Source organism: Micromonospora zingiberis, assembly GCF_004331455.1.
GTDB classification, from domain to species: domain Bacteria; phylum Actinomycetota; class Actinomycetes; order Mycobacteriales; family Micromonosporaceae; genus Micromonospora; species Micromonospora zingiberis.
Genome location: NZ_SJJR01000006.1, coordinates 57,179 through 69,895, shown reverse-complemented (window position 1 = coordinate 69,895; position 12,717 = coordinate 57,179). Strand labels below are relative to the sequence as shown.

The window sequence follows — 12,717 nt, the reverse complement described above, 5'->3', positions numbered from 1 at the left end:
GACATTCAAACGGGGAGGCTCAACATGAGAACGGCTCGGCTCGTCATGGCCGCGCTGGTGGCGCTTACGGTCTTCGCGGTCCCGGCGGCGGCGCAGGCCGCGTCCGGCCCGCAGATCCAGTACGCGATCAGCGAATTCGAGGGAAACACCGGCGTCCTGCTCGTCGGCATCCGGTCAGCCGACGGAGTGTCCAAGGTGCACGCCGACGTCAAGAGCAACACCGGCGAGGTCATCGCCTCCACCGACTCGTTCTGGCGCTACCGTGGCGAGCCCGAGGACGAGACCCAGGTGTGGGCCACGCAGGAGCCGTTCATCCTGCCCCAGTTGGGCTACTACCCGGTGGACGTCGAGGTGACCGACACCAACGGCGTCACCACCCGCGTGACGAATGCCGGGAGCTTGGCGTACGTGGTCGTGACGTACATCGACTCGGTCACGGTCAAACCGGCCACGGCGACCTACGAGAGGCGGTCGGTCACCGTGACCGGCGTACTCAAAGGCCGCCAGCCCGGCTCGATGGAAATCCGGCGGGTGGCCGGCGCCCCCATCTCCCTGCTGAACAACGACTGGCACGAGACGACCACCGGCGCGGACGGCAAGTTCACCGCGGCGGTGCCGATCGTCGACGGCGACCGCACGATCTTCGTCAACTACCCGTACGACCCGGCCCGGCCGCATCACCTGTCGTCGTCCTATGACACACCGGTTGTCGCGATCAAGCCGCGCGCGACCAACGTGACCGCGACGGTCTCGGCCAAGAGGGTGAAGGCCGGCGAGTCGGTCACCGTCTCCGGGGCGGCCACGTGGAAGACCCCGGACGGCTGGACGCCGGTCTCCACCGGTCGGGTCAACCTGCTCTCCTGCAACGCTCAGGACATCTGCGATTACCTCGACGGCCAGCCGGTCGCCGCCGACGGCACCTACACGCTGACCGTGACGCCGTACGCGAGCACGACCCTACGCGCCGCCTACTCCGCGCCGGACCGGCCGGACGGTTACCGGGACCCGTACGTGGCTCGCAGCCAGCGGGACGTGGCGATCGCCGTGCTCCAGCCGTCGTCGATCTCGGACTTCACCGCCTCACGCGAGGCGGACGGCAGGGTGCACCTGTACGGGCACGTCCAGTTCCCGGGGCACATGACGCCGGGGACCATTCCGGTCGAGTTTCAATTCTCCGAGACCGGCAGCGGTGATTGGGTCACCGTTGGCGACGACGACCAGTCGTACTGGGACGGCACGGGCTACGAGTTCGAGGGCTGGCTGACCGAGAACCGTTCCGGCTGGTGGCGAGCGCGGTACCCGGGTAACCCGGCCAACTTCCAGGCCGCGACCAGTAAGAAGATCTTCGTGCAGTGACCGTCGGGCCCCCGGGATGACCGGGGGCCCGCCCTCTCCGGATCACCACGATCTACTCCAACCCCTGACGAAAGGTTCCCGACCGTGGATCAGCGCAGTGGGCCTTTCGGCGGCTCAACGCACTCGTGGACGTTGTGGGGAGGGAACCGGAGGTGGTTGACGCTGGTGCTGGCCGGTCTGGTCACCATCGTGGTGATCACGGTGATCGGGGCGGTGACGACGCGGGGCCCCGACGACGAGCAGACGACACCGGCCGCCACCACCGGCAGCCCGAGCACGTCACCCAGCCCCAGCCCCAGCCCGAGCCCGCCGCCGGGGGCCGACATCACCGGCCCGCTCAACCTGCTGCTGGTCGGCATCGACACCCGGGTCAGCGTGCCGGGTTGGGAGCCGCACGCCGACGCCGTGCTCATCCTGCACGTACCAGCCGGTCTGTCCGAGGCGTACCTCTTCTCGCTCCCCCGCGACCTGGTGGTGGACATCCCGGCGTTCGAGCCGGCCGGCTACCGGGGTGGGCGGACCAAGCTCACCAACGCGATGAGCTACGGCAGCCGGGTGCCGGACCGGCCCAAGCGACCGGACCCGGCCCAGGGGTACGACCTGCTGAGCCAGGTGGTCAGCGACTACACCGGGCTGCGCATCGACGCCGGCGCGGTGCTCACCTTCGGCGGCTTCGACAAGCTGGTGGACAGCCTCGGCGGCGTCGACATCGAGGTCGACCAGCGGGTCGTCTCACGACACCGCCAACCGGACGGCAAGCATCGCTCCCCCGGGCCGGGCGTGGGTGGTTACACCGGGCCGCAGATGGTCTACGAACCCGGTGACCGGCACCTCAACGGCTGGCAGGCGCTGGACTACGCCCGGCAGCGCTACCTGCCCGGCGGCGACTACACCCGGCAGCGCCACCAGCAGCAGCTGATCCGGGCACTGGTCGGCAAGATCCTCGACGCGGACCTGGCCCGGCAACCGGAGCGGGTCGAGCAGGTGGTGGCGGCGCTCGGCGACATGCTGGTCTACGTCGGCGGGCGGCGGATCGTGGACTTCGCGTACGCCCTCGGTGGGTTGTCGCCGGAGGCGATCACCCTGGTCGGCCTGCCCGGCGCGGCCGTCGGCCGGGGCGGCTCCTACCGGGGTGAGGAACTGACCCAGGTCGGCCGCCGATTCCTCACCGAACTGCGGGCCGGCCGGGTCGACGCCTTCCTCGCCGACAACCCGAAGCTCAAGGTGCCCTGACCGGCGGTCGGGGTCAGGGCAGGGCGGGCGGGGTGGTGCCGGTCAGCCAGGTGTCGAAGAACGGGCCCAGCGAGCGTCCGGAGATCCGCTCGGCCAGGGCGACGAAGTCCTCGGTGGTCGCGGTGCCGTCGCGTCGCTCGGTGGTCCAGGCCCGCAGCATCTCGAAGAAGGCGTCGTCGCCGACGGTCCGCCGCAGTGCGTGTACGGCCAGCGCACCGCGCTTGTAGACGGCGGAGCTGAACATCTGCCCGGGACCCGGGTCGAGGGTGCGCCGGGTCCAGTCCGTCCCGGCGTACTGGAGCTCGAAGTTGCGCTGAGCGCTCCGCCCGCCGTCGTGCTCCTCCCAGAGCCACTCGGCGTAGCTGGCGAACCCCTCGTTGAGCCAGATGTCGCTCCACCGGGCCAACGCCACGCTGTTGCCGAACCACTGATGGGCGAGTTCGTGGACGACCACGCCGTAGTTCGGCTGACCGCTGCGGAAGAAACCCGGCCCGTAGACCGGCCGGGACTGGGTCTCCAGCGCGTACCCGATCCGCTCGTCGGCGACCACCACCCCGCCGTACGCCTCGAACGGGTACGGCCCGAAGAGGGTGGCCAGGTAGTCGGCAATCTCGCCGGTACGCGACAGCGACCGGGCCTGCGGCCCGGTCGCCGGCATGCCGGTCGGCACGGCGGTGACCAGCGGCTTGCCGTCGTGGGTGGTGGAATCCACCCGGTAGTCGCCGATCACCAGGGTGGTCAGGTAGCTCGCCATCGGCGAACGCTCGGCCCAGCGCCAGGTCGTCCAGCCGGCGGCCGTGGTCCGCTCCCCCGGCACCCCGTTGCTCAGCGCGGCGAGCCCGTCGGGGACCGTCACCTCGATGTCGTAGGTGGCCTTGTCGGAGGGGTGGTCGTTGACCGGGAACCAGGTCGCCGCCGAGTGGGGCTGACCGAGCGCGATCGCGCCGTCGTCGGTGTGCTGGAACCCGCCGCCGCCGAGCACGCCGTCGGTGACCGCCTCCGGTACGCCCGCGTACGTCACCTCGACGGTGAACCGGCTGCCGGTCCCGAGCCCCTGACCCGGCGTGACGACCAGTTCGCCGTCGGCGTGCCGGTGCCGGGCCGGAGCACCGTCCACGGTGACCGAACTGACCTCCAGGCCGGCCAGGTCCAGGTTGAACCGGGACAGTTTCTGGGTGGCGGTCGCCGTGACCTCGGCCCGACCGGTGAGCTGGTCGTCCGCCGGGTCGTACCGCACCGCCAGCCGGTAGTGGTCGACGTCGTACCCGCCGTTACCGCTGCCCGGCACGTACGAGTCGGCGAGGTCCACACTGCCCGGCCGGAACCCGTCGTCGTCTCGCCCGATCCCGGTGCAACTGACCAGGGCGACCGCAGCCACCACCGCGACCGCCACCGCCCGCACCTGCCGCCCTACCACCCTGTTCACCCGCCGAGCCTACCGCCCGGCCGCCGTGCCGATCATGGAGTTGTGGTCGTGGCGATAGACCCGGGAACCGGGACGAACCGGCGACCACAACTCCATGATCGACGCAAGTCAGGGCAGGGGCGTGGGGGGTCAGCGGTCCAGGACCAGGCCGACCTTTTGGAACTCCTTGAGGTCGCGGTAGCCGCACTTGGCCATGGCGCGGCGGAGACCGCCGAAGAGGTTGAGCTGGCCGTCCGGCTCGTCGGCGGGGCCGAAGAGGAGACGTTCCATCGAGCCGATGGAGTCACCGGCGGCCTCGAAGGCACCCCGGGGCAGCGACGGGTGGCTGGCGGCCGAGTGCCACCACGCGCCACCGGCCGGTGCCTCCTCGCAGAGCGACAGCGGCTCGCCGAGCATCACCGCGTCCGCCCCGCAGCCGAGCGCCTTGGCGATGTCGCCGGAGGTACGGATGTCACCGTCAGCGATCAGGTGCACGTACCGGCCGCCGGTCTCGTCCAGGTAGTCCCGGCGGGCCGCGGCGGCGTCGGCGATCGCGGTGGCCATCGGCACCCGGATGCCGAGTACCGACTCGGTGGTGGACCACTCGTCGCCGCCGATGCCGATGATCACGCCGGCCGCGCCGGTCCGCATCAGGTGCAGCGCCGTCTTGTAGTCGGTGCAGCCGCCGACGATGACCGGCAGGTCGAGGTCGGCGATGAACTCCTTGAGGTTGAGCGGTTCGTCGGTGGTCGAGACGTGCTCGGCCGAGACGATGGTGCCCTGGATGACCAGGATGTCGACGCCCGCGTCGAGGATGACCGGGGCCAGCGCCAGGGTGTGCTGCGGGGAGACCCGTACGGCCACCGTGCCGCCGCCCTCACGCAGCTCACGTACCCGCTCGGTGATCAGATCCGGCCGGATCGGCTCGGTGTAGACCTCCTGGAGCCGCTTGGTGGCGCGGGCGTCCTCGCCCAGACCGGCCAGCTCCTCCAGCACCTTGGTCGGGTTCTCGTAGCGGGTCCACAGCCCCTCGACGTTGAGCACGCCGAGGCCGCCGAGCTGCCCGAGCCGGACCGCCGAGGCCGGGCTCATCGTGGCGTCGGAGGGGTGCCCCACGCAGGGGATGCCGAACTGGTACGCGTCCAACTGCCAGCCGGTGGAGACGTCGTCCACGTCCCGGGTACGGCGGCTCGGCACGATGGCGATGTCGTCCAGGTGGTAGCCGCGCTGCGCGGTCTTGCCCAGCCCGATTTCGACCACGTCACGCATGTGGGGCACTCCAGGTGTGTTCGGGGGTGGTGGGAGAGGTCAGCGGGTGTGGTAGTTGGGTGCCTCGACGGTCATCTGGATGTCGTGCGGGTGGCTCTCCTTGAGCCCGGCCGCGGTGATCCGGATCAGCTGGCCACGCTGGTGCAGCTCGGCGATGCTCTCCGCGCCCGCGTACCCCATCGCCGACCGCAGCCCACCGATCAGCTGGTGGGCCATCCGGGACAGCGGCCCCCGGTACGGCACCTGACCCTCGACGCCTTCGGGGACCAACTTCTCGTCGCTGGCCACGTCCTGCTGGAAGTAGCGGTCCTTGGAGTACGACTTCGCCTGCCCCCGCGACTGCATCGCGCCGAGCGAACCCATCCCCCGGTACGCCTTGAACTGCTTGCCGTTGACGAAGATCAGCTCGCCGGGGCTCTCCTCGCAGCCGGCCAGCAGGCTGCCGAGCATCACCGTGTCGGCCCCGGCCACCAGTGCCTTGGCGATGTCGCCGGAGTACTGGATGCCGCCGTCCCCGATCACCGGCACGCCGGCCGGTCGGGCCGCGCGGGCGGCCTCCATGATCGCGGTGATCTGCGGCACGCCGACGCCGGCCACGATCCGGGTGGTGCAGATGGCACCCGGGCCGACGCCGACCTTGACTCCGTCGGCACCGGCGTCGACAAGCGCCTTCGCGCCGGCGTAGGTGGCCACGTTGCCGCCGACGATGTCGAGGGCGACGTCCTTCTTCAGCCGGGCGACCATCTCCAGCACGGCCCGCTGGTGGCCGTGCGCGGTGTCCACGATGAGTACGTCCACGCCCGCGTCGACAAGCGTCCGGGCCCGCTTGTAGGCGTCCTCGCCGACCCCGATCGCGGCGGCCACCCGCAGCCGACCGGCGTCGTCCTTGGTGGCGTTCGGGTACTGCTCGCTCTTGGTGAAGTCCTTGACGGTGATCAGCCCGCGCAGCTTGCCGGCCCCGTCGACGATCGGCAGCTTCTCGACCTTGTGCTGGCGCAACAGGTCCAGCGCCTCGTCCTTGCTCACCCCGACCGGCGCGGTGATCAGCGGCGCCCGGGTCATGATGTCGCGGACCGGCGTGGCCGGGTCGGAGACGAACCGCATGTCCCGGTTGGTGACGATGCCGACCAACTGCCCCTGGGCGTCCACCACCGGCACACCGGAGATGCGGTAGCGCCCGCAGAGCTGGTCGACCTCACGCAGGGTGTCGTCCGGGCTGGCGGTCACCGGGTTGGTGATCATGCCGGACTCGGAGCGCTTCACCAGGTCGACCTGGAGCGCCTGGTCCTCCACGGAGAGATTGCGGTGCAGCACACCGATGCCGCCCTGGCGGGCCATCGCGATGGCCATCCGCGCCTCGGTCACCGTGTCCATCGCGCTGGACAGCAGCGGGATGGAGAGGGTGACGTTACGGGTCAGTCGGGTGAGGGTGTTCACCCGACTGGGCACCACGTCCGACTCGCCGGGTTGCAGCAGCACGTCGTCGAAGGTCAGCCCCAGCGGCACCACCCGGGCCGAGCCGGCGGGCAGCTCGGGCAGGTGGCCGCCCAGCTCGCCAGCATCGATGCCGGCGGAAAGGTCGGTGTGGGGCGAATTCTCCACGATTGCTCTCCTGAGCTGCTCGAACGGGCTTCAGTGAGGGTGGTGTCGGGGGGCACCGGCGAACGCCGGGCGAAGATGCGTCAGCCCCATCGTACCTAGTCGCTCCGGTGGCGCCCGCGTGCGTCGGCCCGCGCGGCGACGGCGGCCCGGAGCCCGGCTTACCCGACGGGGGACGGGCATCGGCGGGTGCTTGGGTCTACGGTGAGGGGGTGCAAGACGAGCCCATGGACCCGTTCACCGGCGACCCGGCCGATCCGGCAGCCGGCCTGGACGATCCCGACCACGACGCGCCGCTCGACCCGCTGACCGACGTCGAACGCCAGGACGTGCTGGAGGATCTCGCCGACCTGGAGATCTACCAGGCGCTACTCGCGCCGATCGGGGTACGCGGGCTCGTCATCGAGTGCGAGGACTGCCGGGAGCCGCACTACTTCGACTGGGACCTGCTCCGCGGAAACCTGCGTCACCTGCTCAGCTCCGGGCGGCCCCGGGTGCACGAGCCGGCCTACGACCCCGACCCGGACCACTACGTCACCTGGGACTACGCGCGCGGCTATGCCGACGGCGTGCACGACACCCTCAGCGAGGGCACCGAGGACGAGGCCACCTCTCGGGACTGACCCGCCCACCTGGCCCCGACCCACCCGGCAGCGGCCCGCGACTCGCGGCCACCGCGCCCGACGCTCAGGCGACCAGGCCGGCGCGGAAGCCGGCGGCCACCGCGTGCGCCCGGTCCCGGGCCCCGAGCTTGCGGAACAGCCGGCGGGCGTGGGTCTTCACCGTGTCTTCGGAGACGAACAGCTCACGGCCGATCTCGGCGTTGCTCTTGCCCTCGGCCATGCCGAGCAGCACCTGCAACTCCCGTTCGGTGAGCCCGACCGTGGACCGGTCGGCGCGGGGCGGCGGGGCGGTCGACTCGGTCCCGGCGTCCGGCTCGGCCGGGTCCTCGCCGCGCTGCACCGGCACCATCGCCGGGCCGCCCGCCGCGTCCGCCGCTGACCAGTTCGGGGAGCTCTCGCCAGCGGGCCGGCCGCCGGCCGCCGGCCGGCTCGGGCTACCCACCGCCGCGGTGTCCCGGGCGGGATCCGCGATCCGGTTCCGGTTGGCCCGTCCGGGGGCGGCCAGCAACAGCAACGCCTTGGCGACCGCGCTGGTCAGGTCATGGTCGACGCCCTGGATCAGGCCGCGGGCTCCGGCGTGGATGGTGGCCGCCGCCGCCTCGGACTCTTCCATCCCGAGCAGCAGCACGGCGGCCTGCGGCGCGCGAGCCAGCACCCGGCGGACGAAGCCGGCGCTGTCGGGGCGGGTCAACGCCGTGTCGGCGAGCACCACGTCGGCGGGACGCTCGGCCAGCCGCAGCATCACCTCGGGATCGGAGACCGCCGTCCGGACAGCACCGGACAGTCCGAGCCGCGCCGCTGCAGAAGTCAAATGCTGTGCAGCGAGCGGCGTCCGAACGCACACAAGAACGGTACGCACAACGATCTCCTCTCCGGAAACGAGCAGACCATGACCGGGCATCCTCGGGAGGAGGTTCCGGGCAATCCTCCCAACTTTTCCGACAGAAAGGGCATATGGCGCAAGTCGCCAGAGCTTTCCGATCAAAAGACGTGTGAGTCCAGAGCGGTCCGGGTACCGAGGGGCTCAGGCCGGGAACGTGCCCTGCGCGGCCCGCCACCCGGAGACCGGCAACAAGCATCTCGCGGTCGCGCGAGAGGAGGGGTGCTGATGTCGAACGTACGTAGACTGCCCGGACCCATCGACGACCTCTGGGACTGGCAACGGCTCGGTGCCTGCCGTGGCCGGGACAGCGCCCAGTTCTTCCACCCGGACGGCGAGCGCGGCTCGTCGCGACTGCGCCGCGAGTCAGGTGCCAAGTCCGTCTGCCGTGCCTGCCCGGTCCGGGCCGAGTGCGCCGCGCACGCCCTGTCCGTACGCGAGCCCTACGGGGTGTGGGGTGGCTTCAGTGAAGCCGAGCGGCTACGACTGCTCGCGGTCGGCTGGGAGGATCTCGCCGACCGCCGACAGAACCGGGTCGACGTCGCCCGGCTGGAGGCCCGGCTGGGCAGCAGCCACCGGTCGACCGTCCCCACCCAACGCAACGTCGCCTGAGCCGGCCCTCCGACGCCGCGTTCCCACCTCGGGGACGCGGCGTCACCGTGCGCCCGGCGACGACGTGTCGGAAACGCCCCGTCGCCGGGGACCCGGCGCCACCCTGCGCCCGGCGTCGTGCGGCCCGGCGTCGTCGTGTGGCCCGGCGTCGTCGTGTGGCCTGGCGTCGTGCGGCCCGGCGTCGTGCGGCCTGGCGACGGCGGGGTGGATCAGGTGACCGTGACGGTGACGGTGTGCCAGCCGGTGGCACCGTCCGGCGCCACGCCCTGCTCCCGGCCGGTCTGGGTCTCGCCGGTGCGGTCGGTCGCCCGGACCTGGAGGGTGTGCTCGCCGGGGGTCGCCTCCCACCGCCAGGACCACTGCACCCAGGTGTCCACCGAAACCGTCGGCGCCAGTTCCGCCTGCTGCCAGGGCCCTCCGTCGACGCGTACCTCGACCCGAGCGATGCCACGATGCTGCGCCCAGGCGACCCCGGCCACCATTACCGGGCCGGCCGCCGGCCGGTTGCGGGGCCGGGGCGTGTCGATCCGCGACTGCGTCTTCACCGGCCCCTGCGCGGACCAGCCGCGCGGCACCCAGTACGCGTCGAAGTCGGCGAAGCTGGTCAACTCCAGCTCGGTGATCCACTTGCAGGCCGACACGTACCCGTACAGGCCGGGCACCACCATCCGGACCGGAAAACCATGCGCCACCGGCAGCGGCTCGCCGTTCATCCCCACCGCCAGCAGCGCGTCCCGCCCGTCGCGCAGCACCGCGGTCGGGGTGCCGCAGGTCCAGCCGTCGACCGAGCGCCCGACCACCTGGTCGGCCCCGGGTAGCGGTCCCACCTCGTCGAGCAGTTCCTGGATCGGCACGCCGAGCCACCGCGCGTTGCCGATCAGGTTCCCGCCGACCTCGTTGGACACGCAGGCCAGGGTCACGTACCGCTCCACCAGCGGCCGGGCGAGCAGGTCGGCGTAGCTCAGCGTCATCGGATTACGGACCCGGCCGTGGATACGAAGCCGCCAGGTCTGCGGGTCGACCTGGGGCACCACCAACGCCGTGTCGATCCGGTAGAAGCTCTTGTTCGAGGTGACGTAACTGGCCAGGTTCGGGGTGCCCAGGTCAGCCCCGGCCGGCACCGGCCGCGCGGCGGACACCGGGGCGGGCAGCGTGATCGCCTCCCGGGCTGCCGACACCCCACGTCGCCCGGCCAGCCACCGCCCGGCGACACCGCCGACCGCCGCCACCCCGAGCACCACGCCGACTCCGCCGAGAAAGCGCCGCCGCGAATCCGCAGCAACCGACCCGCCGGCCCGCGACACAACCGACCTGCCGGCCGGCGACGCAGCCGAGCCGGGAGCCGGCGACGCAGCTGAGCCGGGAGCCGGCGACGCAGGCGGGCCGGTCGGTTCGGAGTATGCGCCGACACCGGCCGCCGGGGCGGCGCCTGGTGAGGACCAGGGCCAGGGGTCCAGTTCGAGCGGGCCGGCGACGAACGCCCAGAGCGTCAGGCCGCCGACCGCCGCCCCGATCAGCGACGGCAACGCGTCGGCGACATCCGCGCCGGCCCGGGTCAGCGCCGCCATGACGCCGAGCGCGGCGAAGGCGCCGATGCCAACCAGGCCGATCAGCAGCCGCCGGACGGCGAGGACACCCAGCAGGGCGGCGAAACCGCCGAGCAACAGCGCCGTCCCGACCAGCAGGGCAATCTTGTCGTACGTGCCGAACAGCGCGATGCCGAGCTGCTTGACCGGTTCGGGGGCAGTGTCCACCACCAGCCCGCCGACCGCCACGAGTGGCGAGGATCGGGGGCCGGTCAACGCCGCCACCAGTTCAGCGCTGCCGATGGCCGCAGCGGCGGCGGTGACGCCGGCAAGGGCGGCGTACCGGGGTGTCGTACTGCTCACCGACCCAGTGTTTCCGACCGGGCCACCCCGGCGGTAGCCACGTCAGCGTTCCGTAATGTCTCGGCACCGGGCCGCCGCACCGCCCGACACACGCGCGTGGGGCGCACCGTCGTCGACGGTGCGCCCCAGTTTTGCGTACGCCTGGGTCAGAAGCCCGGGCCGTGCTGGTGGCCGTGGCCGTGCCCGTGGCCGTGCCCACCGGCGGCTGCGGCCTCCGGCTCCTTGGGCTTGTCCACCACGAGGCTCTCGGTGGTGAGCAGCAGACCGGCGATCGACGCGGCGTTGGTGACCGCGTTACGGGTCACCTTCACCGGGTCGAGGATGCCGGCGGCGGCCAGGTCGACGTACTCACCGGCGGCAGCGTCGAGGCCGTGGCCCCACTGCTGGCCGGCGACCTTCTGCACCACGACGTAGCCGTCGTGCCCGGCGTTCTGGGCGATCCAGCGCAGCGGCTCGACCAGCGACTTGCGCACGATCGACACGCCGACCTTCTCGTCACCGGTGAAGCCGAGGTCATCAGCGAGCACCGGCAGGATCTGCGCCAGGGCGGCGCCACCACCGGGCACCGTACCCTCCTCGACCGCAGCCTTGGTCGCGGCGATGGCGTCCTCGATGCGGTGCTTGCGCTCCTTCATCTCGACCTCGGTGGCCGCGCCGACCTTGACCACGGCGATGCCACCGGAGAGCTTGGCCAGCCGCTCGGCCAGCTTCTCCCGGTCCCACTCGGAGTCCGAGGCTTCGATCTCCTTGCGGATCTGGGCGACCCGGTCGGTGACCTCGCTGGCCTGTCCGCCGCCGTCGACGATCGTGGTGTTCTCCTTGTCGACCACGATGCGCCGGGCGCTGCCCAGCACCTCCAGGCCGACCTGGTCGAGCTTGTAGCCCAACTCGGGGGCGACCAGCTCGGCGCCGGTCAGGATCGCCATGTCCTGCAGCATCGCCTTGCGGCGGTCACCGAAGCCGGGCGCCTTGACCGCGCAGACCTTGAGGGTCTTGCGGATCGAGTTGACCACCAGGGTGGAGAGCGCCTGACCTTCGACGTCCTCGGCGACGATCAGCAGCGGCTTGTTGTTCTGGAGAACCTTCTCCAGCAGCGGCAGCAGCTCCTCGATCGCCGAGATCTTCTGCGTGGTGATCAGGATGTACGCGTCCTCCAGGACGGACTCCTGCGCCTCCGCGTCGGTGACGAAGTTCGGCGAGATGAAACCCTTGTCGAACTGGAGGCCCTCGGTGACGTCCAGCTCGGTCTGCAGCGCGGAACCCTCCTCGACGGTGATCACACCGTCGCGGCCGACCCGCTCCATCGCCTCGGCGATCAGCTCACCGATGGTGGCGTCCTGCGCCGAGATCGTCGCCACGTGCGCGACCGACTTCTTGTCGGAGACCTCGACGGCCTTGCCGAGCAGCGCCTCGGAAACCTTGGCCGAGGCGGCGTCGATGCCACGCTTGAGACCGGCCGGGTTGGCACCCGCGGTCACGTTGCGCAGGCCCTCGCGGACCATCGCCTGGGCCAGCACGGTCGCGGTGGTGGTCCCGTCGCCGGCGACGTCGTTGGTCTTGGTCGCCACCTCCTTGACCAGCTGCGCACCGAGATTTTGGTACGGGTTGGTGAGCTCGATCTCCTTGGCGATGGTCACGCCATCGTTGGTGATCGTCGGCGCACCGAATTTCTTGTCCAGGACGACGTTGCGCCCGCGCGGCCCGAGGGTGACCTTGACCGCGTCCGCGAGCGCGTTGACACCATGCTCCAGCTGGTGCCGGGCGTCGTCCGAGAAGCTCAGGATCTTCGCCATGAATGTCCCTTCGAAGCGACGTTGCCCCGGCCCGGCGAGCCGGACCGGGGCAACGACA

At 71.4% G+C, this 12,717-nt stretch carries 10 protein-coding genes; 4 read left to right on the top strand and 6 right to left on the bottom strand.

Annotated elements, in window-relative coordinates; translation table 11 throughout:
• The first annotated feature begins 24 nt into the window (after window positions 1-24).
• Together E0H26_RS11295 and E0H26_RS11290 are read left to right on the top strand one after the other, a co-directional pair.
• Window positions 25-1,356, top strand: a complete 1,332-nt coding sequence (locus E0H26_RS11295) for a hypothetical protein (RefSeq protein ID WP_131303549.1) — start codon at window positions 25-27, stop codon at window positions 1,354-1,356.
• Between the two features lie 156 nt (window positions 1,357-1,512).
• Complete coding sequence (locus E0H26_RS11290) at window positions 1,513-2,589, top strand: LCP family protein (RefSeq protein WP_240742111.1); 1,077 nt, start codon at window positions 1,513-1,515, stop codon at window positions 2,587-2,589.
• A 13-nt stretch (window positions 2,590-2,602) separates the two neighbouring features.
• On the opposite strand, the gene E0H26_RS11285 is transcribed toward E0H26_RS11290, so the two are convergent.
• The 3 genes from E0H26_RS11285 to guaB all read right to left on the bottom strand — a co-directional run bounded on the left by E0H26_RS11285 (window position 2,603) and on the right by guaB (window position 6,865).
• On the bottom strand, window positions 2,603-4,006 hold the full coding sequence (locus E0H26_RS11285; RefSeq protein ID WP_131303755.1) for a M1 family metallopeptidase: 1,404 nt from the start codon (window positions 4,004-4,006) through the stop codon (window positions 2,603-2,605).
• 138 nt (window positions 4,007-4,144) lie between these two features.
• Entirely contained in the window at window positions 4,145-5,263 is a 1,119-nt protein-coding gene (locus tag E0H26_RS11280) for a GuaB3 family IMP dehydrogenase-related protein (RefSeq protein WP_131303548.1), read from the bottom strand.
• Between the two features lie 39 nt (window positions 5,264-5,302).
• Window positions 5,303-6,865 carry an IMP dehydrogenase gene (guaB, locus tag E0H26_RS11275; RefSeq protein ID WP_131303547.1) on the bottom strand — a complete coding sequence of 521 codons (1,563 nt, stop codon included), beginning with the start codon at window positions 6,863-6,865 and terminating at the stop codon, window positions 5,303-5,305.
• A 209-nt stretch (window positions 6,866-7,074) separates the two neighbouring features.
• Here guaB and E0H26_RS11270 point away from each other — a divergent pair, with 209 nt between their 5' ends.
• On the top strand, window positions 7,075-7,485 hold the full coding sequence (locus E0H26_RS11270) for a DUF5319 domain-containing protein (RefSeq protein ID WP_131303546.1): 411 nt from the start codon (window positions 7,075-7,077) through the stop codon (window positions 7,483-7,485).
• A gap of 64 nt (window positions 7,486-7,549) precedes the next feature.
• Here the strand turns inward: E0H26_RS11270 and E0H26_RS11265 are convergent, their stop codons facing one another.
• Window positions 7,550-8,344, bottom strand: a complete 795-nt coding sequence (locus E0H26_RS11265; RefSeq protein ID WP_131303545.1) for a helix-turn-helix transcriptional regulator — start codon at window positions 8,342-8,344, stop codon at window positions 7,550-7,552.
• Between the two features lie 249 nt (window positions 8,345-8,593).
• Here E0H26_RS11265 and E0H26_RS11260 point away from each other — a divergent pair, with 249 nt between their 5' ends.
• Complete coding sequence (locus tag E0H26_RS11260) at window positions 8,594-8,977, top strand: WhiB family transcriptional regulator (protein WP_131303544.1); 384 nt, start codon at window positions 8,594-8,596, stop codon at window positions 8,975-8,977.
• Window positions 8,978-9,186: 209 nt separating this feature from the next.
• Here the strand turns inward: E0H26_RS11260 and E0H26_RS11255 are convergent, their stop codons facing one another.
• Both E0H26_RS11255 and groL read right to left on the bottom strand, forming a co-directional pair.
• Window positions 9,187-10,866, bottom strand: a complete 1,680-nt coding sequence (locus E0H26_RS11255) for a sulfite oxidase (protein ID WP_131303543.1) — start codon at window positions 10,864-10,866, stop codon at window positions 9,187-9,189.
• A 146-nt stretch (window positions 10,867-11,012) separates the two neighbouring features.
• Complete coding sequence (gene groL / locus E0H26_RS11250; RefSeq protein WP_131303542.1) at window positions 11,013-12,659, bottom strand: chaperonin GroEL; 1,647 nt, start codon at window positions 12,657-12,659, stop codon at window positions 11,013-11,015.
• Between the last annotated feature and the right edge of the window lie 58 nt (window positions 12,660-12,717).